Annotated in this window: 22 protein-coding genes and 1 other RNA gene; 10 read left to right on the top strand and 13 right to left on the bottom strand. The window is 53.0% G+C overall.

Annotated features, from left to right (window positions below):
* The first annotated feature begins 303 nt into the window (after nucleotides 1-303).
* A complete protein-coding gene (locus tag B4923_RS07890) occupies nucleotides 304-2,673 on the top strand; it encodes a TonB-dependent receptor domain-containing protein (RefSeq protein WP_109053807.1) in 2,370 nt (789 codons plus the stop codon).
* Between the two features lie 279 nt (nucleotides 2,674-2,952).
* Nucleotides 2,953-3,534, top strand: coding sequence for an NAD(P)H-dependent oxidoreductase (locus B4923_RS07885; RefSeq protein WP_109053806.1), 582 nt, complete (start codon nucleotides 2,953-2,955; stop codon nucleotides 3,532-3,534).
* 25 nt (nucleotides 3,535-3,559) lie between these two features.
* Here the strand turns inward: B4923_RS07885 and B4923_RS07880 are convergent, their stop codons facing one another.
* From B4923_RS07880 to nudF, 6 genes are all read right to left on the bottom strand, one after another.
* Entirely contained in the window at nucleotides 3,560-4,456 is an 897-nt protein-coding gene (locus tag B4923_RS07880) for a LysR family transcriptional regulator (protein WP_109053805.1), read from the bottom strand.
* A gap of 17 nt (nucleotides 4,457-4,473) precedes the next feature.
* The gene (gene parE / locus B4923_RS07875) at nucleotides 4,474-6,369 is read right to left on the bottom strand and encodes a DNA topoisomerase IV subunit B (RefSeq protein WP_109053804.1); all 1,896 of its coding nucleotides are present in this window, start codon (nucleotides 6,367-6,369) and stop codon (nucleotides 4,474-4,476) included.
* 69 nt (nucleotides 6,370-6,438) lie between these two features.
* Nucleotides 6,439-7,020 (bottom strand): esterase YqiA, encoded by a 582-nt coding sequence (yqiA, locus tag B4923_RS07870; protein WP_109053803.1) that lies wholly within the window; start codon nucleotides 7,018-7,020, stop codon nucleotides 6,439-6,441.
* Nucleotides 7,020-7,847: a 3',5'-cyclic-AMP phosphodiesterase gene (cpdA, locus tag B4923_RS07865; RefSeq protein WP_109053802.1), complete on the bottom strand. Its 828-nt coding sequence runs from the start codon at nucleotides 7,845-7,847 to the stop codon at nucleotides 7,020-7,022. Before cpdA ends, yqiA begins: the two co-directional genes overlap by 1 nt.
* Nucleotides 7,848-8,005: 158 nt before the next feature.
* The gene (locus B4923_RS07860; RefSeq protein WP_109053801.1) at nucleotides 8,006-8,437 is read right to left on the bottom strand and encodes a DUF1249 family protein; all 432 of its coding nucleotides are present in this window, start codon (nucleotides 8,435-8,437) and stop codon (nucleotides 8,006-8,008) included.
* Nucleotides 8,438-8,441: 4 nt separating this feature from the next.
* On the bottom strand, nucleotides 8,442-9,074 hold the full coding sequence (gene nudF, locus B4923_RS07855; RefSeq protein WP_109053800.1) for an ADP-ribose diphosphatase: 633 nt from the start codon (nucleotides 9,072-9,074) through the stop codon (nucleotides 8,442-8,444).
* A gap of 120 nt (nucleotides 9,075-9,194) precedes the next feature.
* Here nudF and B4923_RS07850 point away from each other — a divergent pair, with 120 nt between their 5' ends.
* The 4 genes from B4923_RS07850 to B4923_RS07835 all read left to right on the top strand — a co-directional run bounded on the left by B4923_RS07850 (nucleotide 9,195) and on the right by B4923_RS07835 (nucleotide 13,044).
* Entirely contained in the window at nucleotides 9,195-9,455 is a 261-nt protein-coding gene (locus tag B4923_RS07850) for a hypothetical protein (protein ID WP_146187252.1), read from the top strand.
* Nucleotides 9,452-10,849, top strand: a complete 1,398-nt coding sequence (gene tolC, locus B4923_RS07845; RefSeq protein ID WP_109053798.1) for an outer membrane channel protein TolC — start codon at nucleotides 9,452-9,454, stop codon at nucleotides 10,847-10,849. Before B4923_RS07850 ends, tolC begins: the two co-directional genes overlap by 4 nt.
* A 357-nt stretch (nucleotides 10,850-11,206) precedes the next feature.
* Nucleotides 11,207-11,872 (top strand): DUF1190 family protein, encoded by a 666-nt coding sequence (locus B4923_RS07840; protein ID WP_109053797.1) that lies wholly within the window; start codon nucleotides 11,207-11,209, stop codon nucleotides 11,870-11,872.
* 11 nt (nucleotides 11,873-11,883) lie between these two features.
* Nucleotides 11,884-13,044: a glutathionylspermidine synthase family protein gene (locus B4923_RS07835; RefSeq protein ID WP_109053796.1), complete on the top strand. Its 1,161-nt coding sequence runs from the start codon at nucleotides 11,884-11,886 to the stop codon at nucleotides 13,042-13,044.
* A gap of 52 nt (nucleotides 13,045-13,096) precedes the next feature.
* Here B4923_RS07835 and ygiD read toward each other — a convergent pair whose 3' ends face one another.
* The 3 genes from ygiD to rsmI form a co-directional block, all read right to left on the bottom strand.
* Nucleotides 13,097-13,882, bottom strand: coding sequence for a 4,5-DOPA-extradiol-dioxygenase (gene ygiD / locus B4923_RS07830; protein ID WP_109053795.1), 786 nt, complete (start codon nucleotides 13,880-13,882; stop codon nucleotides 13,097-13,099).
* A 196-nt stretch (nucleotides 13,883-14,078) separates the two neighbouring features.
* Nucleotides 14,079-14,457, bottom strand: an RNA gene (gene rnpB / locus B4923_RS07825) — RNase P RNA component class A.
* A 25-nt stretch (nucleotides 14,458-14,482) separates the two neighbouring features.
* On the bottom strand, nucleotides 14,483-15,370 hold the full coding sequence (gene rsmI / locus B4923_RS07820; protein WP_109053794.1) for a 16S rRNA (cytidine(1402)-2'-O)-methyltransferase: 888 nt from the start codon (nucleotides 15,368-15,370) through the stop codon (nucleotides 14,483-14,485).
* Between the two features lie 61 nt (nucleotides 15,371-15,431).
* On the opposite strand from rsmI, the gene B4923_RS07815 reads away from it, so the two are divergent.
* Genes B4923_RS07815 through dolP form a run of 4 tightly spaced genes read left to right on the top strand, consistent with a single transcriptional unit; the run spans nucleotide 15,432 to nucleotide 19,015 of the window.
* On the top strand, nucleotides 15,432-17,444 hold the full coding sequence (locus tag B4923_RS07815) for a penicillin-binding protein activator (RefSeq protein WP_109053793.1): 2,013 nt from the start codon (nucleotides 15,432-15,434) through the stop codon (nucleotides 17,442-17,444).
* Nucleotides 17,441-17,797, top strand: a complete 357-nt coding sequence (locus B4923_RS07810) for a YraN family protein (RefSeq protein ID WP_211313932.1) — start codon at nucleotides 17,441-17,443, stop codon at nucleotides 17,795-17,797. The genes B4923_RS07815 and B4923_RS07810 overlap by 4 nt, the downstream gene beginning before the upstream one ends.
* Nucleotides 17,798-17,838: 41 nt before the next feature.
* Complete coding sequence (gene diaA / locus B4923_RS07805) at nucleotides 17,839-18,429, top strand: DnaA initiator-associating protein DiaA (RefSeq protein WP_109053792.1); 591 nt, start codon at nucleotides 17,839-17,841, stop codon at nucleotides 18,427-18,429.
* Nucleotides 18,430-18,439: 10 nt separating this feature from the next.
* On the top strand, nucleotides 18,440-19,015 hold the full coding sequence (gene dolP / locus B4923_RS07800; RefSeq protein ID WP_109053791.1) for a division/outer membrane stress-associated lipid-binding lipoprotein: 576 nt from the start codon (nucleotides 18,440-18,442) through the stop codon (nucleotides 19,013-19,015).
* A 147-nt stretch (nucleotides 19,016-19,162) separates the two neighbouring features.
* Here dolP and mtgA read toward each other — a convergent pair whose 3' ends face one another.
* From mtgA to mnmL, 4 genes are all read right to left on the bottom strand, one after another.
* Nucleotides 19,163-19,900 (bottom strand): monofunctional biosynthetic peptidoglycan transglycosylase, encoded by a 738-nt coding sequence (mtgA, locus tag B4923_RS07795; RefSeq protein ID WP_109053790.1) that lies wholly within the window; start codon nucleotides 19,898-19,900, stop codon nucleotides 19,163-19,165.
* Nucleotides 19,897-20,550, bottom strand: coding sequence for an isoprenoid biosynthesis glyoxalase ElbB (gene elbB, locus B4923_RS07790; protein WP_109053990.1), 654 nt, complete (start codon nucleotides 20,548-20,550; stop codon nucleotides 19,897-19,899). Before elbB ends, mtgA begins: the two co-directional genes overlap by 4 nt.
* 406 nt (nucleotides 20,551-20,956) lie before the next feature.
* Entirely contained in the window at nucleotides 20,957-23,314 is a 2,358-nt protein-coding gene (gene arcB, locus B4923_RS07785; RefSeq protein WP_109053789.1) for an aerobic respiration two-component sensor histidine kinase ArcB, read from the bottom strand.
* Nucleotides 23,315-23,469: 155 nt separating this feature from the next.
* Nucleotides 23,470-24,405: a tRNA modification radical SAM protein MnmL/YtqA gene (gene mnmL / locus B4923_RS07780; protein WP_109053788.1), complete on the bottom strand. Its 936-nt coding sequence runs from the start codon at nucleotides 24,403-24,405 to the stop codon at nucleotides 23,470-23,472.
* Nucleotides 24,406-24,566: the final 161 nt, after the last annotated feature.

The following is a 24,566-nucleotide window of genomic DNA, read 5'->3' as shown; positions in this document are numbered from 1 at the left end:
TGTTCGGCTTTATCGGCACAGCCAGCTTATATTAAGACAATCTGTTTACCGACAGGCTCCGTAAAAGGAGCCTGTTTTATTTTATCTCTGCCTCCGCACCAACCACCGATTACCCGCCTAAAACGTTTTATTAAGAATCATTCATCATTATTGCAACGGTTAATGATAATGCTTATCATATGATAATAGTTATCATTACCTTGTTTTTTATAATGTTATAGCTTGTTTTTCTGCCACCGCCATTGATTGCCAGCGCGTCTACCGACATCGCTGGTCGGACAGCCCATAGCAAAGAGTATCACTATGTTAACTAATAAGAATTTAAATAAAATTCTTCTCACCGGTATATTAACGGGCATCGCGTTAAACAGTGCCGCCGCCGATAGCCAGACAACCCCACAGACTAATTCAGCCAGCGAATCAGAGCCAACAGGCGACGTAATGACGGTTTATTCTCCCAAAGTGGAGAAAGAGGCAGGAACCAAGACCACCATCACCGCCAGCGATATGCAGAAAGAGGGCGGCAACGATTTCGGCACCATCATGCGCTATCAGCCGCTGATCAGCGCCACTGGCGCTGCCGGTGGTTCCGGCACCGGCAAGAGCGGTTTCGACCGCGGTGGTTATACCGGCTATAACGTGCGCGGTATGGAAGCCAACCGCGTCTCCGTTGATGTAGATGGCGTGGAACTGCCTACCGCGACCGACCGCTCCCTCGCCAGTGATACGGGACGCGCCAACCTGGGTACTTACGGCATTGGCCGCGACTATATCGACCCCTATATGTATGGTTCCGTGGGCATCGAGTCCGGCGCCACTTCCGTGACCAATAGTAACAACGCGCTGGGCGGCTCAGTTTCATTCCGTCCCAAATCTGCCGATGACTACCTCTCCGCAGACAAAACCAGCTACTTCGGCTACCAGAGCGACTATGATTCCTCCAACCGCAGCTGGCACAACGGCATCACCGCCGCCGCCGGTGATGACTACCTGCGCGGCGTAATCGTGGTCAGCCGCCGCGACGGGCAGGAAACCGAAAACAACAGCGGCACCATTGATGCCTACCCGGCCAACTGGCACTCCAACGCAATACTGGCGTCCGGCATCTGGCAGGCAACGGATACTCATCAGTTGACCGCCACACTGGACTATTATCATAAAACCAACCACACCCACTACGACACCTGGAACAGTTCCGGCAGTTCGATTATCGGCACCGCCCAGCAGAGCAGCCAGACCCGACGCTGGGGAGCCAGCCTGGCGGATCGCTGGACGCCGGAAAACAACTCATTTTTCGACGTGGTGGACAGCAAAATCTTCTATCAGAAGACACAGGCCCACGACAACACCTATATGCCCGATGCCTATTCTTCCGGTTATCCAATGCAGCTGGTCTATTCTGACTACGATACCGACACTTTCGGTGTTGAAAGCCGCGCCAGCAAAGAGTGGAATAACCACCGCTTCAGCTTCGGCCTGAATGCACGTCAGGCCAATACCAAGCGCCCGTTCACGCAGGAAGGGTCGGTAGGCAACCAGATTTCCCGTCCGCAGGCGGACAGCAGCCAACTCACGCTGGGCGCGTTCGCGCAGGATACGATCACCTGGGATCTGGGCGGTCACGACTTCTCTATAGTACCGGGGGTACGTGCGGCGTATCAGAAGTCCAAGCCTGAAAATCTGTCCAATCTGCTTGATGCCAGCAGCGTGGCTGACTCCGATGAAGTCAACAGCATGTACAGTTCCAATAGCGATACTCAAATCCTGCCGTCGCTGAGCTTCCTGTATGACATCAAACCTGACCTGATCGCTTATATCCAGTACAAGCGCGGCGCCCAGTTCCCGAACGCTGGCCAATTGTATGGCGCCTGGAACGTCGGTACCACCACGGCTTACCGTAGATACGCCATCGTCAGCAGCCCGGATCTGGAGACGGAAACCAGCAATAACTACGAGCTGGGACTGAAGGGCCAGGTGGTGGAAGGCATTACGCTGAGTGCGGCCACTTTCTATAACGACTATAAGAATTTTATTGCCTATACCCGTTATACCCGTACCGGCAACCCGGAAAAATTCACCAACGTACCAAGCCAGTTCACCACGATCTATCAGGCGGAAAACCGTGATAAGGCTTACATCTACGGCGGTGAAATCAGCGCCAAATTCAATCTTGGCACCTGGTTCGAGCAGGCGAACGGCTTCAGTACCCGACTGGCGTTCGGCTATGCGGAAGGGGCATCTAAATCCAGCTATTCAGGGGACAAATATGTTGACCTGGAAAGTGTAGCGCCGATGAAAGCCATCGTTGGCATTGCCTATGACGATCCCAGCAAGCTCTACGGCGCGGCGCTGACCGCAACCTTTAACAAGGGCAAACAGGCCACGTCCACCGATACGCGTAATAGCTATAACAACAGCGGCAGCGATCTCACCGAATCCACCACCGAATATATGCGGGTGCCCGGCTACGGTGTCGTTGACCTGACCGCTTATTACCGTGTCGCCAAAAACGTCAAGCTGAGCGGCGGCATCTACAACATTACCGATCGTAAATACTGGGATTACCTGAGTAGCCGCAATCTGGAAAATTCCACCAATCAGGACCTGAACGATCAGCAATTGGCTGTCGCGCCGGGCCGGACCTTCCAACTGGGCGTGAATGTGGATTTCTGATTCACATAAAACGCGATCTCACGTCAAACAAGGCGATGCTGATGCATCGCCAAATACAACCAGGGGTAAGAGAGCAGGTTATCCTCTTACCCTATATTCACGACCCGTGATACGCCCCTTCCCATCCATCCCAAATGACGGCAATAACGTGTTTACCTAATCCCGCATTATTGTATTTTAGTCAATGGTGTTGTGCGCTCCCGCACATTTTTCTTATCAATCAGACCTAATAGACTAGGCCTAACTCATCTTTCAATAACCTAATTCGGGATCATACCTATGCAGAAAATTTTGCTGATTAATGCAGGCAAATCATTTGCTCACTCCAAAGGTGAACTGAACAATACTCTTACCAACATCGCCGCCGATTTTCTGCGTGAAAAAGGTCATGATGTGCGCGTGACCACCGTGGATAACGGCTACGATATTGAACAGGAAATCCAGAATTACCTGTGGGCGGATACCATCATTTATCAGATGCCTGGCTGGTGGATGGACACGCCATGGATATTGAAGAAATATATTGATGAAGTGTTTACCGCAGGTCACGGCTTACTCTATGCCAGCGATGGCCGCAGCCGTGCCGACAGCAGTAAAAAATACGGCTCTGGCGGCCTGTTGCAAGGCAGGAAATACATGCTTTCCCTGACCTGGAACGCCCCGTTGGAAGCTTTCGAGGATCCCGATCAATTCTTCCATGGCGTCGGCGTGGACGGGGTTTATCTGCCGTTTCATAAGGCCAATCAGTTCATCGGGCTATCCCCGCTGCCGACCTTCATTTGTAATGACGTGATAAAATCACCGGATATCCCCGCGTATACCGCGCGTTACCGTCAGCATCTGGGCAAACTTTTTGCCTGAGGGAATACGCCGCTGTGGGCAACGCTCACAGCGGCTGCTCCGACAGTTTCTCGCTCAGATAATCCAGAAAACAGGTAATACGCACCGCCAGTTGGGTGTTGCGGTAATACACCGCGTGGACGGGCAAACTGACATTTACCGTTTCCTCTTTGAGAATCTGAACCAGACGGCCCGTCGCCAGATCATCCCGAATCAGAAAATCAGACATGCGGACAATCCCTTCCCCGCGCAGCGCCAGTTGGCGCAACGTCTCACCGTTTGAAGCCGCCAGTGCGGGAGTAATCGGGTAAAAATCCTGTAGCCCATAGCGCAACGGCCAGTGATTCAGCGACTCCACCTGGGTAAATCCCAGACAGACATGTGTCGCCAGCGCCTCAACATTCGCAGGTGTCCCATGACGCCGCAGATAATCCGGGCTGGCAACCACGCGCAAGCGGCTCGACCCCAACGCGCGGGCATGGATGCTGGAATCTTTTAGCGTGCCGATGCGGATCGCGATATCCGTGTGCTGTTCCAGCAGATCGATAATAAAATCGTCGGTGTTCAGTTCAAGAATGATCTTCGGGTAGCGGCGGCGGAATTCGGGAACGAGGGGGACAATGACATGTTGCATAAACGCAGAGGCTGCATTGACCCGTAACCGCCCGCCGGGCCGATCGTGCCGCAATAGCACCTGCTCTTCCGCATGTTCCACCGCATGGATCACGGCTCGCGCATGCTCAAGAAACATCACGCCTTCTTCTGACAGAGACAAACGTCGCGTGGTACGGTGCAACAGCGTCGTTCCCAGTTTACCTTCCAGACGCCGCAACGCCCGGCTGATACCGGACGTCGTCTGACCCAGTTGCTCTGCCGCCGCGGTAATCGATCCCGTGTCGACCACCACGACAAAAGCCTGCAATTCCTCAAGCGTGACTTTCATAAGCGCATACCCAAGCGTTATACTTCGATTTCCGCTCTGTCGCCCTTCTCTTGCAACCAGTTACGCCGATCTTCGGAACGTTTTTTCGCCAGCAGCATATCCATCATCGACATGGTCTGATCGATATCAGCGTCATTAATGGTTAACTGCACCAAACGACGGGTATTCGGATCAAGCGTGGTTTCACGTAGCTGCAACGGGTTCATTTCACCCAATCCTTTGAAACGCTGCACGTTAGGCTTGCCCTTTTTACGCTTGAGCTGCTCCAGTACGCCCGCTTTTTCTTCTTCATCCAGAGCGTAGTAAACTTCTTTCCCCAGATCGATGCGGTATAACGGCGGCATCGCAACATAAACATGTCCGCCGCGGACCAGCGCCCGAAAATGACGGACAAACAGGGCGCACAGCAGCGTGGCGATGTGCAAACCATCAGAATCCGCATCCGCCAGAATGCAGATTTTGCCGTAACGAAGCTGGCTGAGATCGTCACTGTCCGGATCGATGCCGATCGCCACGGAGATATCATGCACTTCCTGGGAAGCGAGCACTTCATCAGAAGAAACCTCCCAGGTATTCAGGATCTTACCCTTAAGCGGCATGATCGCCTGAAACTCACGTTCCCGCGCCTGTTTCGCCGATCCCCCCGCGGAATCGCCTTCCACCAGAAACAATTCCGTGCGATTCAAATCCTGCGAGGTGCAGTCTGCCAGCTTACCGGGCAACGCCGGGCCACTGGTCAGTTTTTTACGCACCACCTTCTTGGCTGCGCGCATACGACGTTGCGCGCTGGAGATAGCCAGTTCAGCCAGTTGCTCCGCGGCTTGTACGTTCTGATTCAGCCACAGGCTGAAAGCATCTTTCACCACGCCGGAAACAAACGCGGCGCACTGGCGCGAAGACAGGCGCTCTTTGGTCTGTCCGGCAAACTGCGGCTCCTGCATTTTTACCGACAGCACATAAGCGCAGCGTTCCCAGATATCGTCCGCGCTCAGCTTCACGCCGCGCGGCAGAATATTGCGGAATTCACAGAACTCGCGCATGGCGTCCAGCAGCCCCTGGCGCAGGCCGTTAACGTGTGTCCCGCCCATCGGGGTGGGGATCAGGTTAACATAGCTTTCGGTCAGCAGATCGCCGCCTTCCGGCAGCCACAGCAGCGCCCAGTCCACCGCCTCGGTATCCCCGGTGATGGAACCCAGAAACGGTTTTTCCGGCAGGGTAATCAGGCCGTTCACCGCTTCACACAGGTAATCGTTCAGACCATCCTGATAACACCAGCGCTGTTCGGTGTTGTTGACCTTGTCTTTGAAAACGATTTCGACGCCGGGGCACAAGACCGCTTTGGCTTTCAGTAAGTGCGTCAGCCGCGATACCGAAAAGCGCGGGCTGTCGAAAAACTTCTCATCCGGCCAGAAATGTACCCGCGTACCGGTATTACGGCGGCCGCAGGTGCCCGTTACGGTGAGATCCTGCACTTTGTCGCCGTTTTCAAACGCCATATCGTAGACCTGTCCGTCACGTCGAACCGTCACTTCCACCCGCGATGACAAGGCGTTAACCACAGAAATCCCCACGCCGTGCAGGCCACCGGAGAACTGATAGTTTTTATTGGAGAACTTACCGCCGGCATGTAACCGGCACAGAATCAATTCAACGGCCGGGACGCCCTCTTCAGGGTGGATATCCACCGGCATGCCGCGACCGTCATCAATGACTTCCAATGACTGATCGTCGTGCAGAATCACATCAATACGGCGTGCATGTCCCGCCAATGCCTCATCGATGCTGTTATCTATAACTTCTTGCCCCAGATGATTAGGACGTGTGGTATCGGTATACATGCCCGGACGACGGCGCACCGGTTCCAGCCCGCTGAGTACTTCAATCGCATCAGCGTTATAACTTGATTGAGTCATGGTTTGAATGCGTTCTTTATTTAAAATGCTTGTTTTTAAACGGATTGTTTTAAATGAAATCAGCGGCGATCAGTCTGTCGTAAGACCCAGAAAATTCACTATGGGCGCAAAAAAGTGCTCAAATCCGACAAAGGCGTGACTGCCCCCCGACTCCACTGTTTGGCGACAGGCCGTGTAATAGGCGACCGCCTGACGATAGTCCAGAACTTCATCCCCGGTCTGAAGCAACAGCCATAGCAAATCTGGCGATTCCAGCGGCTCAACCTGCATCACTTTCAGATCGTAAACGTGCCGAGACTCTAGCACATATTGCTCACCTGTGTAGGGGTTCTGATATTCCCCCAGATGATCGAGCAGCAGTTCAAACGGTCTGACGGCCGGATTCACCACGACAGCGGGTATGGTAAAACACTGGGACAACCAGGTTGCATAATAACCACCGAGAGAGGAGCCAACAATCCCAAGCGGCCGGCCGGCGTGCGCCATCACCAATGACTCCATCATCTCGGCCGCTTCCGCCGGGTAAGGCGGAAGTTGCGGGATCAGCATGTCGATTTCAGGATGCTGGCTTGCCAGCCAGTTCTTCAGCGCGGTTGCTTTCGCTGAATTGGGGGTGCTGTTAAAACCGTGAAGATAGAGTAAGGTTGGCATTAATAACCATCCGAATCCATATCCGGCAGGAATTCACTTCCCGACAGACGAAACACCTCCGTCTCCAGACGGCCGTCAGGCATCAGATCCAGATAGCGCCAGCCCGGCGCGACATCATCAATCGTGAAATTCGTGCAGTGCGGTTTGAACTGTACGCAGGTTGACGGCGTTGCCAGCAAGCGACGGCCGTGCCAGTCGAGATCCATTTCCTGATGGATATGTCCACACAAAATGGTATTCACCTGCGGGTAGCGAGCCAGAACCGCGGCCAGACTGTGCGCGTTACGCAAGCTGTGCTGGTCGAGCCAGGTACAGCCGGAAGGCGATGGATGATGGTGCAATAAAAGCAGCGTGAAGCGCTCAGGCTGGTTTTTCAGGCAACGCTCCAGCCATTCAAGCTGATAATCGCTCAGTTCGCCGTGCGGCACGCCAAATACCTGACTATCGAGCAGGATGATCTGCCATTTATCGCCGACTAACACCTGTTTGGAGGGGGCGATATCCGCTTCAGCCAACGCATCCACCATTGCCGGCTGGAAATCATGATTGCCCGGCAACCACACACAAGGTGCGTCCAGTTGCCGGATACCGCGAGAAAAGTGGTGATAGGCTTCCAGCGAATGATCCTGTGCCAAATCACCTGTCGCGACGATCAGATCGAACGCTTCCTGCTGAGCCTGTATGGCATCCAGTACCGCGTGGTAACTACGATATGTGTTAATACCAAGCAATGTTTCATGCTCGCCGGCAAAAAGGTGGGTATCTGTTATTTGTAAAATCCTGATTCTGGCCCCACTCGCCACAGGAAGTGTCAACAGGCTTTCCAAATGGTGTCCTTGGTTACTTAATCTGTCTATACCCGTCATCTTTCACGTTGCAAATGTGCTGGCTTCATTACCCGGCCTCTCCGTGCATCCTGAAAAAACGCCGGGAGCGTTTTTAACAATTGGCTCCCGTGGACGGGCAAGGATAGCCCGTCATCAATCTATTGGGTATCAAAAACCGGAATCGACATCGAACCATACGCCAAACAATATTTTAGCCAATCAGCAAGAAACTGATTAATTTGATGCTTTTCGTCACGTTGATGTAACTTCTTATTCGGATAATCATAACGTGCTTTGAAACGGAAGATCTGCTGACTGGCACACACTTCCGCAACCAGCGCGTCATGATACAGCCTGACCGTCATCATTGGCAGGCTCCAGTAGCTTACCGCCGGTACGGTCTGCTTAATCTCGACCAATGAGGTATAGCGGGTAGATTCAAGAATCGTTAAGCGATAGGCCGCATTATTAACGTGATAAACCGCCGTTTCACCGACTTCGTCAATACGGGGCAGCAAACGCCGTAATTGCATAAAATTGGTTTCGCATAGCCTCATCATTGCCGGGAAATCCGGGGTATAACGCTTCATAAATTCAATCCGCCCACGCTTTTCTCAGTTTCTCATGGTGCAACGCCAACCATTGCAAGGCAATGACAGAAGCTGCGTTATCAATAATCCCTTGTTCAACCCATTGATAGCTCTGCTCGCGGCTGACAACATGCACACGAATGTCTTCATTTTCTTCTGCCAGACCGTGAATGCCAGCCGCCGTCCGGGTATCCACTTCGCCTACCATAACAGCCAGACGCTCACTGGTGCCACCCGGGCTGGCAAGATAGCTGATTATCGGGCGGCAGCGTCCTACCGTTAATCCGGCTTCCTCAAGGGCTTCACGCCGGGCAACGTCTTCCAGGCTTTCTCCCTGCTCAATCATGCCAGCCACCAGTTCAAACAGCCAGGGGGAAACGCTGGTGTCATAGGCCGCGATACGAATCTGCTCGATCAATACCACTTCATCCCTTACAGGATCATAAGGTAACAGGACGACCGCATGACCACGTTCTAAAATCTCACGGCTGACTTCGCCACTCATTTCACCATTAAACAGGCGGTGACGAAAACGGTAACGCTCCAGTGAAAAAAAACCGTCGTATAGCGTTTCACGTGCAATAATTTCTACATCATCTTTCGTGAAAGTAACCGGACCGGATACGGAAGACCCCATGACTAAACTCCTGTAACGAGTATTGATGAAATCCGGTATTGTATGGCGGAAATCCCTATCATTATACTCATCGTTGTTTTGGATAGATTTGTTTTTGATAGATTTGTTTGTGGTAGATTTATGTACATTCAGTCCTTGCTCCAACGGGGACTGATGATTACGGGTGTTCTGGTGCGATCGCGTTTATCCTGTAAAACAGAAAAATTCCGTACCGTTCAGGCCCGGATCGCCAATAACACCAGCCGATTCGGACAGCGTCCACAGAAAGATGGCACGTTCAGCTACCTTATCCTATTGGCAGATTCTGATAGAATCGACAATTATTCGTCTATAGATAGCGCAACCATAGCGACATTGCTGCACAACAAGGAATGCAAATGAAGAAATTGCTCCCTCTTCTTATCGGTTTGAGCCTGGGCGGCTTTAGCGCCATGGGCCAGGCGGAAAATCTACTACAGGTTTATCAGCAAGCCAAAAATACCAACCCTGATTTACGCAGTGCCGCCGCTGTCCGCGATTCCGCGTTTGAAAAAATCAATGAAGCGCGCAGCCCGTTGCTGCCACAGCTGGGGCTGGGCGCGGATTATACCTATAACAACGGCTACCGCGACAACAGCGGCACGAACAGCCAGGTGAAAGGCGCGTCATTGCAGTTGACACAAACCCTGTTCGATATGTCCAAATGGCGCGCGCTGACGCTACAGGAAAAACAGGCCGGTATTGAAGATGTTACCTATCAAAGCGCCCAGCAGAATCTGATGCTGAACACGGCGACCGTCTATTTTAATGTTCTGCGCGCCATTGATTCTCTGTCATACATCAACGCGCAGAAACAGGCGATTTACCGCCAGTTGGATCAGACCACGCAGCGCTTCAACGTGGGTCTGGTCGCCATTACCGACGTACAAAACGCCCGCGCAGAATATGACAGCGTGCTGGCCAATGAGGTTCTGGCACGAAATACGTTGGATAACTCGTTGGAATCCCTGCGTCAGGTAACTGGAAATTTCTACCCGCAGTTGGCGGGTCTTAACATCGAACGTTTTTCCACCCAGCAACCAGGCGTGGTTAACAATCTGCTAAAAGAAGCAGAAAACCGTAACCTGAACCTGTTATCCGCCCGTTTAAGTCAGGATCTGGCTCGTGAGCAAATCCGCTCGGCGCAAACCGGCTATATGCCGACGCTGGATCTGACCGCGTCTACCAGCGTGAGTAATACGGACTATAACGCCCGTCACGCAGCGAATGACAGTGACATAGGTCAAAACAAAGTTGGCATCAGCTTTACATTGCCACTTTACAGCGGCGGCGCCACCAACTCTCAGGTGAAACAGGCCCAGCATAACTTTGTCAGCGCCAGCGAACTGCTGGAAAGCGCCCACCGTACCGTGGTTCAGACGGTGCGCTCTTCGTTCAACAACATTTCGGCGTCTATCAGCAGCATCAATGCTTACAAACAGGCAGAAGTGTCCGCACAAAGCTCGCTGGATGCCATGGAAGCCGGCTATCAGGTCGGTACCCGCACGATTGTTGATGTGCTGGACGCCACCACCACGCTGTATAACGCCAAACAACAGCTTTCCAGCGCGCGTTATGACTACCTGATCAATCAGTTAAACATTAAATACGCCCTGGGTACGCTGAATGAAAGCGACCTGCAAACGCTGAACGCGGCGTTAGGTCAGCTGGTATCGACCACACCGGCGGTCTCTGACGACAATGGCGGCGCACCGCTCGCCAATACCACAACGGCATCCGCGACAGCAGGCCAGTAATCAGCCCGATCCAAGGGGAACAGTAGGTTCCCCCCCAGACGGTCGACAAACCTGTTTACGGAATCAGAACGGTGATAATGGGATAGAAGAGTAAAGCGTCCGCGTCTTGACGACCTCCCCACTATCACCGCTCATCGCGCGTTGTTATCCATCTCCCTTTTTTGACGTTAAAATCGCCTCCGGCATTTTTCACCCTCGCCGGTCAGATAAAGCGAAACGCGGCACAACTGAATGTATAGCAACGTAAAGAGTCGCATGGTTACGGCCACTGGTGCTTTAAATTACATCAACCTTCCCCTATTCTTAGCCCCCCTAGTTGGTTATTCGGCATGATGCCTTTTCTCTGGGATTAACACGATGAAACGTACAAAAGATATTAATCAGGAAACTTTCCGTAAGGGATGGAGAACGTACCGCATGGCGCCCATCGCGTTAGCGGTCAGTGCGGTATTTGTTTTGGCGAGTTGCGAACAGGCTGATGAAACGGTTTCTCTGTATCAGAATGCTGACGACTGCTCCGCCGCCAACCCATCTATGAGCGAGCAATGCACCACGGCATACAATAATGCGCTGAAAGAAGCAGAGAAAACGGCGCCCAAATATGCTACCCGCGAAGACTGCGTAGCAGAGTTTGGCGAAGCACAGTGTACACCGGCGCCGGCGCCTGCTCAGGCGGGTATGGCTGCGGAATCCCAACAGAGTGGCAGCTTCTGGATGCCGCTGATGGCCGGTTATATGATGGGCCGCATGATGAGTGGCGCGGGCTATGCACAGCAGCCGCTGTTTACCTCAAAATCGCCGACCAGTCCGGCAAACGGCAAATTCGTCGATGCTACCGGCAAGAACTACGGCAATGCCACTACTGGCCGTACCATCAACGTACCGAAAACCGCGCTGGCGCCTAAACCGGCAACCACATCAACCATTACTCGTGGCGGCTTCGGTGAAACCGTCGCCAAGCAGACCACCATGCAGCGCAGCAGCAGTTCAAGTTCCAGCCCTTCCCGTAGCATGGGTGGCTGAGGACGTATTTGATGAAGCGGATAGATATTCAAGAACGTCCTGACTGGCGTGAAAAAGCGACCGAGTTCGGTTTCCGTTTTCATACCATGTATGGCGAGCCCTACTGGAGTGAAGAGGCTTACTACCAGTTTACTCTGGCCCAAATCGAAGATCTTGAAGACACAACGGCAGAACTGCACCAGATGTGTCTGCAAGTGGTGGATAAGGTCGTCGACAGCGAACAGCTACTGACGAAGTTTCGCATTCCCAAACATACCTGGGATTTTGTCAGAACCTCATGGCGAACCAATCAACCGTCGCTTTATTCGCGTCTCGATCTGGCTTATGACGGTCAAACGCCGGCCAAGCTGCTGGAGAATAACGCCGATACCCCGACGTCACTGTACGAATCGGCGTTTTTCCAGTGGCTGTGGCTGGAAGATCAGATCAAGTCAGGGCAGTTGCCGCAAATCGCCGATCAGTACAACAGTATTCAGGAAAGGCTGATCGAGCGTTTTGAAGATCTGAAGCTGAATCATGGCTTTGGGCTGGTGCATTTTGCCTGCTGTCAGGATACCGAGGAAGATCGCGGTACGGTGCAATATCTCCAGGATTGCGCGCTGGAAGCCGGTTTACCAAGCGAATTTCTGTACATGGAAGAGATCGGGCTTGGTGAGAAAGGCCAGTTTACCGATCTGGAAAATCAGGTTATCAGCAACCTGTTCAAGCTGTATCCATGGGAATTCATGCTGCGTGAAATGTTCTCCACCAAGCTTGAGGATGCCGGAGTCCGCTGGTTGGAGCCCGCCTGGAAGAGCATTATCTCCAATAAAGCACTGCTGCCGATGCTGTGGGAAATGTTCCCCAATCACCCTAATCTGCTTCCCGCCTATTTTGCCGAAGATGATCACCCCGCGCTGGAAAATTACGTCATCAAGCCGTTATTTTCGCGTGAAGGCGCCAATATTCAAATCGTGGAAAACGGTAAAGAAATTGCTTCAGCGGGGGGGCCTTACGGTGAAGAAGGCAAAATCATTCAGCAATATCATCCGCTGCCGAAATTCGGGGACAGCTATACGCTGATCGGCAGCTGGCTGGTCAACGATCAGCCTTGCGGTATCGGCATGCGCGAAGATCGTCAACTGATCACGCAGGATCTGTCACGTTTCTATCCGCATATCATCCTGGATTGATTCCGTAAAAAAGAGGCGCGGTTAAAACCGCGCCTCTTCCCGCATAAGAATATTATCCCACCTGTACCGACAACATACTCAGCGAACCCATTTCAATGCCGTCGATCGGGATGCTGATGGCCTCTTTGCCATCCCAACTGCCCAGAACATACAGCAATGGCAGATAGTGATCCGGTGTCGGGTTAGATAACGCGGCCCCTTCATGCTGCATAAAGTCTATCAGCGGATGGTTATCGCCCTGATAGGTCAGGTTATCCCGAACGAACTGATTAAAGGATGTCGCCCACGGATAAGCGTCCGCCTCGCCATCCCATTTAGCCATGCGCAGGTTATGCACGACGTTGCCACTGGCGACAATCATGATGCCTTCATCACGTAACACAGCCAATTTGCGGCCCAATTCATAGTGGTATGCCGCGGGCTGAGTACCGTCTACGCTGAGTTGTACCACCGGGATATCCGCATATGGGTACATCTTTATCAACACGCCCCAGGCGCCATGATCCAATCCCCATTGGCTCTGATCGGCTACGACGGGATACGGCGCCAGCGCCTGCTGGATCCTCGCAGCCAGTTCAGGCGAACCAGGCGCGGGATATTGCGTATCAAACAGTGCCTGCGGGAAGCCGCCAAAGTCATGGATGGTTCTCGGTTTTTCCATGGCCGTCACGGCAGTGCCGCGAGTGTACCAATGGGCTGAAACGGCAACAATCGCTTTTGGCCGCGGCAATGATTCGCCCAGAGCTTGCCACGCCTGGGTATAAGGGTTGTTCTCCAACACATTCATCGGGCTACCATGGCCGAGGAACAGTGCGGGCATCCGGGCAGTATTGCTCATCAGAATATCCTCAGAAAAAGGTCGGCGGTGTGCCGTAGCACGTTATGGGTACTACTTTACGCCCTTTGTGCCGTTGAAAAAGCCGGATAACTATGATGGAGAGATTCAATAAATTTGAAGGGGCGTGGACAGTCATTTATCTTTTTGCCTGTTCGCACAAAACAAAAAAAACCCGCCGAAGCGGGTTTTATAAAAGAATTGGAGTTGACCGTTAAGCCGGGTTCTGTCGTGGACAGTCATTCATCTAGGCCAGCAATCGCTCACTGGCTCAAGCAGCCTACCCGGGTTCAGTACGGGCCGTACCATGTGAACCCCTATTTGGCCTTGCTCCGGGTGGAGTTTACCCTGCCACGCACTGTTGCCAGCCGTGCGGTGCGCTCTTACCGCACCCTTTCACCCTTACCTGTGCCCGCTTAAGCGGGCCATCGGCGGTTTGCTCTCTGTTGCACTAGTCGTAGGCTTGCGCCTCCCAGGCGTTACCTGGCACCCTGCCCTATGGAGCCCGGACTTTCCTCCCCTCCACCTGTCTCCCCCGAGAGGGACGGCAGTGAAGCGGCGACTGTCTGGTCAACTCCGGCGCGGATAATAGGACAAAATGTCCTACTTGTCATCCTCAGATTCACCACTATCGCCGTCTTGTTCCAGCGCATAGCGATAAAGCGCGTTTTTCTTCACGCCATGGATTTCCGCCGCCAGCGCGGCGGCCTTTTTCAGCGGCAGTTCCGCTCGCAACAGCGACAGCGTATGCAACGCCGCGGTCGGCAACGCGTCCTCATCCGCCTGGTGGCCTTCCACGATCAACACCATCTCGCCCTTACGGCGATTTTCATCTTCCTTCACCCAGGCCAGCAGTTCTCCCACTGGCGCGCCTTGAATCGACTCCCAGGTTTTGGTGATTTCCCGTGCCAGTACGACATAACGCTGCGGTCCCATGACCTCAACCATGTCCTGTAGACTATCAAGCAATCGATGGGTTGATTCATAGAAAATCAGCGTCCGCGGCTCTTCCATCCGTTCGCGCAACGCGTCCTTTCGCGCCTTGGTTTTGGCGGGCAGAAAACCTTCATAGCAAAAACGATCGGAGGGCAGTCCGGCAGCCGACAGCGCGGTAATGGCCGCACAGGCTCCCGGCAAAGGCACGACGCGGATACCGGCTTCGCGGCAGCGCCTTACCAGATGATAACCGGGATCGTTAATCAGTGGCGTACCCGCATCGGAAACCAGCGCAATACTTTGTCCAGACTGCAATTTCGCCAGCAGCGTGTCTGCTTTCTGCTGTTCATTGTGATCGTGTAATGCGAACAGTCGCGCATTAATTGCAAAATGTTGTAACAGCAGGCCGGTATGACGGGTATCCTCAGCGGCAATCAAATCAACACGCTGTAGCACGGCCAAAGCACGCTGAGTGATATCGCCCAAATTGCCGATCGGCGTAGGGACAATGTAGAGGGTGGATGCAGAAATGTCTGCTTGTTGGTTTTGATTCATTGTTTCATCCGGGTTGCCGATTTAATATTGAGCATCTTTAAAAAAAATCACTGGATACAGTATGCTTCCCTTTCATTTCGTCCGTACCCAGGCAGGGCGTGTTATCCCTGTTTTGTTAGCGGCGCTGTTTCTTGCAGGCTGTCCAAGTCAGGCGCCGCAAAGCCCGCCCCCCGAAGTTCAGGGCAAGGCCGATGCTTCATCTGATTATTATCTGCAACAGATGCAGCAAAGCAGCGATAATAACAAGGCTGACTGGCAATTACTTGCGATTCGTTCTTTGATACAGGAAGGCAAGGTGCCGCAGGCAAGCCAGCAGTTTAGTGCATTGCCTGAAAAATTAAGCGATACACAGAAGCAGGAGCAACAATTACTCAGTGCTGAACTGTCTGCCGCGCAGCATAACGTGGACGCCGCGAATGCGGCGCTGGGCCAGTTGGATGTCAACACGCTAGGCGAACAGCAAAAGCGCCGCTACTATCAGGTCCAGATTAACGCCAATCAGGGGCGGCCTTCTATTACGCTGCTGCGCGCCTATATCGCCCAGGAGCCGCTGCTGCAAGGCGAAGAGCGCCAGTCAAATCTTGATCAAACCTGGCAAACGCTGGCACAAATGAGCCCGCAAGAGTCGGGGTCATTGCTGATCAATGCGAATGAAAACACGCTGGCGGGCTGGGTGGATTTGCTGAATACCTATCAGAATAACCGTCCGTCTCCCGATCAGCTAAAACCGGCGATACTGGATTGGCAGACCCGCTATCCTCATCATCCGGCGGCGAAAACACTGCCGACACAACTGAATAACTTGCTGAATTTCCAGCAGACCGCCATTAACAGCATCGCCTTGCTGTTGCCGTTGAACGGTCAGGCTCAGGTATTTGCCAACGCCATCCAGCAGGGGTTCAATGCCGCAAGAAGCGGCCAGGCGATGATGGCGGCCACGATGCCTGCCTCCCTGCCATCCACGGATACTCAGGGTGAAGCGGTTGATCCCAATGCCGCACTTGCGGATAACCAGACCACGCCATCACAACCTGAATACAGCGAACAGATTGTCCCGGCGACCAGCCCCGACCCGATTGACCAGCAGGCGGTCAGTTCGCTGCCAGTGAGGGTCTATGACACATCCTCGCAGCCGTTGGCAAATGTACTGGCGCAGGCGCAGCAGGACGGCGCCTCGCTCGTCGTTGGGCCGTTACTAAAAAACGAAGTGGAACAGCTCTCTGGCGATCAATCTCCGCTCAACATTTTAGCGCTTAACCAACCAGAGCATGTGCAGGACACGCCTAATATCTGTTATTTCGCATTGTCGCCAGAAGATGAAGCGCGAGATGCCGCGAAATTTATCCATCAGCAAGGCAAGCAACAGCCATTGTTGCTGGTGCCGCGCAACAATCTGGGCGATCGTGTCGTGAGCGCATTTGCCCAGGCATGGGATCAACAAGGCGGTGGCGGTCTGTTGCAGCAACGCTTTGGTAGTGCGTTTGAGTTAAAACAAGCCATCAATAGCGGCGCCGGACTCAGCCTGAGCGGCCAGCCAGTCAATATCGCGCCCGCACAGACTCAACCGGGCATTACCGTCGCGGGTCTGACCATTCCCGCGCAGGTACAGCCAACGGTGAGTACCTCGGTCAGCGGCAATATCGATGCGGTATATATCATCGCCACGCCGGATGAGCTGTCCCTGCTCAAACCGATGATCGACATGCGTACCACATCGCGTTCACGGCCCGCGCTATATGCCAGTTCACGCAGCTTCCAGGCAGGCAGCGGCCCTGATTTCCGTTTCGAAATGGAAGGATTGCAGTTCAGCGATATCCCGTTGCTGACCGGCGCCAATCCCGCGCTCATGCAGCAGGTAAGCAGTCAGTTTAAAAACGACTACTCATTGGTTCGCCTCTATGCCATGGGAATGGATGCCTGGACCCTCGCCAACCATTTTGGTGAAATGCGCCAGATCCCGGGACACCAGATTGCCGGCGCCACCGGTATACTGAGTTCCACCCAGGATTGTACGATCAATCGGCAACTGACCTGGCTGCAATATCGTCAGGGACAACTGGTTCCAGCCTCCTGAACCAGCGAGTGACAGGAGCCCGCTATGAGCGACAAGCCCGGCATTATCTTGAGCGCGCCGGCCTGATCTTCGTAGCAGCCAATGTCGCGTTGCGCGGTGGCGAGCTCGATTTAGTGATGCGCGACCAGCAAACCTGGGTGTTTGTGGAAGTACGATATCGACGAAATGCCGACTTCGGTGGCGCAGCAGCCAGTGTCACCTACCGCAAACAGCAGCGGCTGCTGCATGCCGCCGCGGTCTGGCTGGCTCAACGTGGAGCCAGCTTTGATACGGTAGATTGCCGTTTCGATGTGCTGGCCATTACGGGCGACCAGTTTATCTGGCTTCCTAACGCTTTCAATGCGCAGGGATGAGATGCGCTTCATGGACTTTAATTAAAGTAGGTTAATTCAACGTGCTGGATAGAATAAAAGTTTGTTTTACCGAGAGTATTCAAACACAGATAGCGGCGGCAGAGGCCTTGCCCGACGCCATCTCCCGCGGCGCCGTCGCATTAGTGCAGTGCCTGCTGAATGGCAACAAAATTCTGTGCTGCGGTAACGGAACATCGGCAGCCAACTCGCAGCATTTTGCCGCCAGTATGATCAATCGCTTTGAAACCGAACGCCCCAGTTTACCGGCCATTGCACTTAATGCCGATAATGTGGTCTTAACTGCGATAGCCAACGATCGGCTACAGGAGGAGGTCTACGCCAAACAAGTCCGGGCGCTGGGACAGGCTGGCGATGTGTTACTGGCGATCTCGACTCGTGGAAATAGCCGTGACATAGTCAAAGCGGTGGAAGCGGCGGTTACCCGAGATATGACCATCGTCGCGCTCACCGGTTACGATGGCGGTGAACTGGCCGGACTGCTCGGCCCACAGGATGTGGAAATACGCATCCCTTCCCATCGCAGCGCCCGTATCCAGGAAATGCACATGCTGACCGTTAACTGCCTGTGCGATTTGATTGATAACACCCTTTTTCCACACCAGAACGATTAAGGAGCACTACATGAGGATAAGTTCTGCATTTGCCGTGCTGTCTATCGCCCTGCTGCTACAAGGCTGTGTCGGCGCGGTAGTTGTCGGAAGCGCGGCGGTTGCCACCAAAAGCGCCACCGACCCCCGCACGGTGGGGACGCAGGTCGACGATGGTACGCTGGAAGTTCGCGTAGCCAATGCAATCAGCAAAGATGAGCAGTTGAAAAAAGACGCCCGAATTGTTGCTACCGCTTATCAAGGGAAAGTGCTGCTGACGGGGCAAGCCCCAAACACAGAACTCGCCAACCGAGCTAAACAGATTGCCCTCGGCGTGGAAGGCGCGGCCGAAGTCTATAATGAAATCCGTCAGGGTAGCCCGGTTTCACTCGGAACCGCCTCAATGGATACTTGGATTACCACTAAAGTCCGCTCACAGATCCTGGCGAGCGACACAGTCAAATCTTCCAACGTGAAAGTCACCACCGAAAACGGTGAAGTCTTCCTGTTAGGTCTTGTGACCCAACGTGAAGGCGCATCGGCGGCGGAAATCGCCAGTAAAGTCAGCGGCGTGAAACACGTCACCACTGCCTTTACCTACCTGCAATAGCCTTCGCCGCTCGTAACGCTTCAACCGCTGATGTCACCGTCAGCGGTTGAAGCGATGGTTATGATGGTCGCCCCACCCTGTGAGCGGTACGCTGACAGGGTGTTTTCTTTATGGCAGGCGATTTTTTATCGCGCAGTCCGACCCCATCTATTCCAGCAAATCATTGGCACGCAAAAACGCTTCGCCACCAATCTGGCGCATCTGGCGTAAAATCCATTGCTGACGTTGAATCACATAGCCGGAAGGCGCATTCACCCGAAAACGGATCGGGTTTGGCAATACTGCCGCCAGCAACGCCGCCTCACTTGCCGTTAACCGATTGGCCGACTTGTTGAAATAATGGTTAGCCGCCGCTTCCACGCCAAAGAGGCCGGGGCCGAATTCGGCGATATTCAGATAAACCGTTAAAATCCGCCGTTTGGTCCAGACCAGCTCCACTCCTGCGGTGATCCCGGCTTCAAGACCTTTGCGCAGCCAACTGCGGCCATCCCACAGGAACAGATTTTTTACCGTCTGTTGAGAGAGCGTTGATGCCCCGCGGATCCGCTGTGTATTCCGCTCGTTGTGCTTTAACGCCGAGTTAATCGCATCCAGATCGAACCCCCAGTGCTGCGGAAACTTCTGATCTTCCGCAGCGATAACAGCCAGCGCCATCGCCGGCGCTATCTCATCCATTGAAACCCAATCCGAGTGCGCAACATAGCCAAAGTCGCCGCTTAACCACGCGCTGAGCTGACGATCGACCATGACGGCCGAAAACGGAACAGGCAGGAACGAAAACAGCAAAATGCCAGCCAGCCATAGTCCCAGGACCGCCAGAAGGCCACGAACGATCAGACGCCGCAGACACACCAGTAATCCCTTGCCGCGTCGCCTGAATATCATTCAATTAAATCCAGTACGCGTGATACCAGTTTATCAATTCCCAGCGCCGCTTCACCGATCGAGTTAGCCAGCATGTAAGCCGGTGTCGTGACAATCTTGTGCTCGGCATCAACCACGATGTCATCCACCGGGCAGACCACGTGAATTCCCCCCATTTCTTCAATCGCTTCCGCTGTATCAATATCGTTGCCAATGGTTACCCGAATGGGTTCTCCCAACAACGTCGGCAACAATGCCGGAGCGATGCAAATAAAGCCAATTGGTTTATTTTGCTTATAAATTTCCTGGGTGAGTAATTTCAAAAATTCATCAACCTGACAGGCCGATCCCTGAGTGGCAAAGTCGCTTAAATTTTTAGCGGCACCGAATCCGCCAGGGACGATCAATGCATCGAGTTGCTGCGCATCAGCCGTTGAAAGTGGCTGAATTTTCCCTCTGACAATTCGGGCCGATTCGATTAAAACGTTGCGATTCTCATTGGTTACGTCACCCGTCAGGTGATTAATCACATTAAACTGCGGCTTATCTGGCGCAAAGCAAACGGCTTGTGCGCCAGCACGATCCAATGCAAGCAACGTCAGTACCGTTTCATGAATCTCCGAACCATCAAAAACACCACATCCGCTCAGGACGATACCGACTCGTTTCATCATCTTTCCCTCATTTCATTACATCAACTAATTGATTTTTTAATTGGCAAACACTAATCTACATCACACATTTTAATGATTCTTGTAACAAAGATTTCCACATTTGCTATTTTGTTGCTTGATGAAGATGCACTTTAGTTGAGACTATACGCTTTAGCGAAAGCAGCAGTATCCGCACTTGCGAGTTCACGACCTCTGATATCTAAATGCAGGTGCATGATTTCCCTGGTGTTGGCGCATAATTCGCGCACCCCGGCTTCGGTCGGGGTCATTTTTTTTATCCCCCGTCACACATCCTTGTCGTTCCCTGCCTATACCTTACAGCACACAATACCAGCGGTTACTCCCGGTGTTTTTTATGGCGGGCTATCCTGCCCGCCACCCTTCGGGCCGCCGCAAAGCGGCGTTAAGAAACGCTCCCGGCGTTTCTTTCAGCTTCGGCGACCCAATCCCGCAGAACCTGAACATCGTGACGCCAGTCGTGTTTAAGCTCATCAATCCATTCCTGCACGTTATCCCACCATGCTGGCAATGTTGGCGTCTGAATCTGCTGCGCAACCTGTTGCAGGTGACGAAGCCCAACAGAACCCGCAGCCCCTTTAATCTTGTGCCCTTCCTCGGTAATGCCTTGCTGGTCGCGCGCCGTCATATTGGAATCAAGAATCGCCAGATAGCCCGGCATCATCTGTTCAAACATATCCAGACTTTGATGGATTAATTTGGGTCCAACCAGATCCAGATATTGTTCCAGCATCGCAATATCCAACAGTTCCTCATTCACCATTTCGCCACCTTTCTCCGCGACAGACTCATCGACATGTGTCGCCTGATAATCCCAATATTGCTTGATTATCGCAGTTAACGCGGGGACAGACAGCGGTTTACTCAGCACGTCATCCATGCCCGCATCCAGATACTCTTTTTTATCTTTCAGTACGTTGGCAGTTAACGCCACCAGCGGGGGCAGGCTACGGTTGGCGTAGCGCTGGCGTATCTGACGGGCAACGTCCAGCCCGGTCATATCCGGCAGTTGAATATCCAGCAGCACTAAATCAAACTCATCAGGATCAAACATTTCCAGCGCTTCATTCCCGGTCATCGCCACTTCCACGCTGTTACCCAGTTTTTCCAGTACCGAACGAGCCACCACGACGTTTAATTCAATGTCTTCAACCAACAGGACATGCAGTGCCGGTAATGGCATATCATCATCCGCGTCCGCCTTTCCGATGTTCTCGTCGACGCTTGGCGCCGTCACGGTCAGCGTAAAACAGGAACCTTTACCCTGCGTACTGGTAACCTGAATATCGCCGCCCATGTTTTGAGCCAGACGTTTGGAGACGGATAAGCCAATCCCCGTACCGGTCGCCGGTTTGCCGCCGTGTTGATCTTTTACCTGATAGTACATGGCAAAGATTTTTTCCAGTTCATCCGCCGGGATACCCATCCCGGAATCTTCAACGTCAAAACGCAGGCGATTGCCTTGCTCATGCCACACCCGCACGACAATTTTTCCCTGCGGCGTAAATTTCACCGCGTTACTGAGCAGGTTCCACAAAATCTGCCGCAGGCGCGTCCCATCGGTAATAATTTTCTGGGGCAGCGGCTGATGCAGATCCATAATCAGCTTTAATCCTTTAGGCTGGGCAAGCAGCCCGCCCAAATTCTCCAGATCGACCAGAAAACCGGTGAAATCTATCGGCTGATTATCCAGTTGCACCTTCCGGCGCTCCTGTTTGTCCATTTCAATGACATCGTTAAAGATGTTGCCCAACGTGATGGCGCTGACGTGAATCGTTTTCAAATACCGCTGCTGTTCCGGCTCGAGCTGCGTGTCCAGCAGGATACGACTTAACCCGACAATGCCATTAAGCGGCGTACGAAGCTCGTGACTGATCGTTGAGATAAATGTCGTCTTCTCCCTACTGGCGTTTTCCAATGCGTCCTGATAGCGTTTACGCTCCGTTATATCGCGTCCAAAGCCCATCAATCCGTGCCGTTTTCCCATCCGATCGTAAAATGGCACTTTGCGCAGTTCAAAGCAGGCCTTACGGCCATCGGGGTAGACCAGCCATTGTTCATACGTCAGAGAAACGTTATGGCGGAACACCTTTTCGTCCGTTTCCATCACTTTTTCCGCAATATCAGGGGAATAAACGTCCCGCGGCGTCAGGCCGATCAGCTGCTTCTGACTTTTTCCGACCAACAGTTCCATTGCGCGATTGCAGCCGGAAAACTCTTTGTCTTCATTGCGGTAATAAACCAGATCGGGAGACGCATCCAGAAAGGAACGTAATAGCGCCGACTGCTGTTCCAGCTCAATCTGCGCCTGTTCACGGCGCGCCATTTCATCTTTCAGGCGGCTCACGACCAGCAGACGAGCCTCTTCCGCCTTAATACGATCGGCGATTTCCTGATTGAGCTGGACAATGTTGCCCTGAAGCTGCGCATTCAATTCCAAATCCCGGTGCCGCATCTCTTCGAGCTTAGCGACCAGCTTTGATAATCGCTGACGGGACTCTTCCAGTTGCTCGACAACGACAGAAAGGAAGTACACCGCCCAGGGCGTAATCAGCAGCCCGAAAAAGACGGAACGAACAACATCGATACTTTCCACTGCGCCGCTGAGCAATAGCGTAACAGCCATCTGCACCACCATCGCCAGCAGTACCAATACCGAGGCCAGCAGCAGTGAAAAACGGACAAGCCCTAGTTTTACCATCAAATCAACGTAGTACTGAGCCAACAGGCGGATTTGCTTCATAGCGGTTTCCCTTAGTCACGAACCACCAAATCATATCGTAAATCGGCGATACATGCGGTGATGACACCGAAGATTCATGACATCACGATCGTGCACCAATGCACTCTCACCAATAATCTAAAGCATAGAAAGACATTGTGGTTTCTATATCAGGATCAGATCCGGGTTTCATCGTACTGATAGGGCCGACCCAGCGCCGATCCCTGTACGCCATGCGTTTGCAGGTAACGATCCAGTTCAACCATGCCGGTCCAGCGATTTTCACACCAGAGCGGCGCCAGTAACGTCGGACGGCGGGCACTGGCTGAAATACGATGGTAGATAATTTCGGGAGGTGTATGGCGAATCATCTCACCGGCAGTCTCGACATATTGCTCCAGCGTCAGCACCGGCAAACGTCCCGCCCGCCAGGCTTTGGCCATAATGCTCCCCTCCACGATGTGCAAAGGGTGAAGCTTAATTCCCTCCACGCCGGTCTCAACAACCTGTTCCAGCGTCAACAAACAGCGCTGCGCATCCTCACCCGGCAGTCCGACGATTAGATGACAACACACGTTCAGTCCCCGTTCGCGGGCTCGTCTTACCGTCTGCTGATAACACGCAAAGTCATGGCCGCGATTGATGCGATGCAATGTTTTATCACTGGCGCTCTGCAAACCCAGTTCCAGCCAGACCTCATAACCCTGCCGATGATAGCCGGACAGCAAATCCAATACCGCGTCAGGCACACAGTCAGGTCGGGTTCCCACGCACAGCCCGACCATCTCGGTTTGTTGCAATGCTTCCTGATACAGGCTTTCCAGCACCTTAACTTCTGCATAAGTACTGGTATAAGCCTGGAAATAAGCCAGATAACGTTTTGCCCGGTTTACTTTCCCCGCCTGCGTCGCCAACTGGCAGGCGATACTGCGCTGCTGCATTTGCTCATCGGCGAAAGAGGCGACATTACAGAAAGTACAGCCGCCGCGCCCCAGCGTTCCATCACGGTTTGGGCAATTAAAACCGCCATGCAACGTAAGCTTGTGTATCTTTTCTCCATAGCGACGTTGAAGATTTCCACCAAACATGTTGATTAATTTTTGTAATTGCATATTCTGATTAGCCCTCTTTAGAAAGAGCAGCCTACTCTGTCAGCCTCTTCGGCGCGATGACGCCGATCAATCGCCTTTCCTCATCTGAAATGCATGATTATTCGCTTTTTCTGCAAAGAAACTCATATTCAAGGTAATTAATTTTTCTTATCCAGGCGATC

Source organism: Brenneria roseae subsp. americana, from assembly GCF_003115815.1.
GTDB lineage: Bacteria > Pseudomonadota > Gammaproteobacteria > Enterobacterales > Enterobacteriaceae > Brenneria > Brenneria roseae.
This window is presented reverse-complemented; position numbering and strand designations above follow the sequence as displayed.

Excerpts from the sequence above, each read along its gene's own strand:
- B4923_RS07880 (WP_109053805.1), bottom strand. The coding sequence starts at position 4,456 with ATGAAAGTCACGCTTGAGGAATTGCAGGCTTTTGTCGTGGTGGTCGAC.
- yqiA (WP_109053803.1), bottom strand. The coding sequence starts at position 7,020 with ATGCCAACCTTACTCTATCTTCACGGTTTTAACAGCACCCCCAATTCA.
- B4923_RS07850 (WP_146187252.1), top strand. The coding sequence starts at position 9,195 with ATGTACATTCAGTCCTTGCTCCAACGGGGACTGATGATTACGGGTGTT.
- B4923_RS07835 (WP_109053796.1), top strand. The coding sequence starts at position 11,884 with ATGAAGCGGATAGATATTCAAGAACGTCCTGACTGGCGTGAAAAAGCG.
- nudF (WP_109053800.1), bottom strand. The coding sequence starts at position 9,074 with ATGGGGTCTTCCGTATCCGGTCCGGTTACTTTCACGAAAGATGATGTA.
- B4923_RS07815 (WP_109053793.1), top strand. The coding sequence starts at position 15,432 with ATGCTTCCCTTTCATTTCGTCCGTACCCAGGCAGGGCGTGTTATCCCT.
- elbB (WP_109053990.1), bottom strand. The coding sequence starts at position 20,550 with ATGAAACGAGTCGGTATCGTCCTGAGCGGATGTGGTGTTTTTGATGGT.
- B4923_RS07885 (WP_109053806.1), top strand. The coding sequence starts at position 2,953 with ATGCAGAAAATTTTGCTGATTAATGCAGGCAAATCATTTGCTCACTCC.
- B4923_RS07860 (WP_109053801.1), bottom strand. The coding sequence starts at position 8,437 with ATGAAGCGTTATACCCCGGATTTCCCGGCAATGATGAGGCTATGCGAA.
- B4923_RS07840 (WP_109053797.1), top strand. The coding sequence starts at position 11,207 with ATGAAACGTACAAAAGATATTAATCAGGAAACTTTCCGTAAGGGATGG.
- mnmL (WP_109053788.1), bottom strand. The coding sequence starts at position 24,405 with ATGCAATTACAAAAATTAATCAACATGTTTGGTGGAAATCTTCAACGT.
- arcB (WP_109053789.1), bottom strand. The coding sequence starts at position 23,314 with ATGAAGCAAATCCGCCTGTTGGCTCAGTACTACGTTGATTTGATGGTA.
- parE (WP_109053804.1), bottom strand. The coding sequence starts at position 6,369 with ATGACTCAATCAAGTTATAACGCTGATGCGATTGAAGTACTCAGCGGG.
- dolP (WP_109053791.1), top strand. The coding sequence starts at position 18,440 with ATGAGGATAAGTTCTGCATTTGCCGTGCTGTCTATCGCCCTGCTGCTA.
- mtgA (WP_109053790.1), bottom strand. The coding sequence starts at position 19,900 with ATGATATTCAGGCGACGCGGCAAGGGATTACTGGTGTGTCTGCGGCGT.
- B4923_RS07890 (WP_109053807.1), top strand. The coding sequence starts at position 304 with ATGTTAACTAATAAGAATTTAAATAAAATTCTTCTCACCGGTATATTA.
- ygiD (WP_109053795.1), bottom strand. The coding sequence starts at position 13,882 with ATGAGCAATACTGCCCGGATGCCCGCACTGTTCCTCGGCCATGGTAGC.
- rsmI (WP_109053794.1), bottom strand. The coding sequence starts at position 15,370 with ATGAATCAAAACCAACAAGCAGACATTTCTGCATCCACCCTCTACATT.
- tolC (WP_109053798.1), top strand. The coding sequence starts at position 9,452 with ATGAAGAAATTGCTCCCTCTTCTTATCGGTTTGAGCCTGGGCGGCTTT.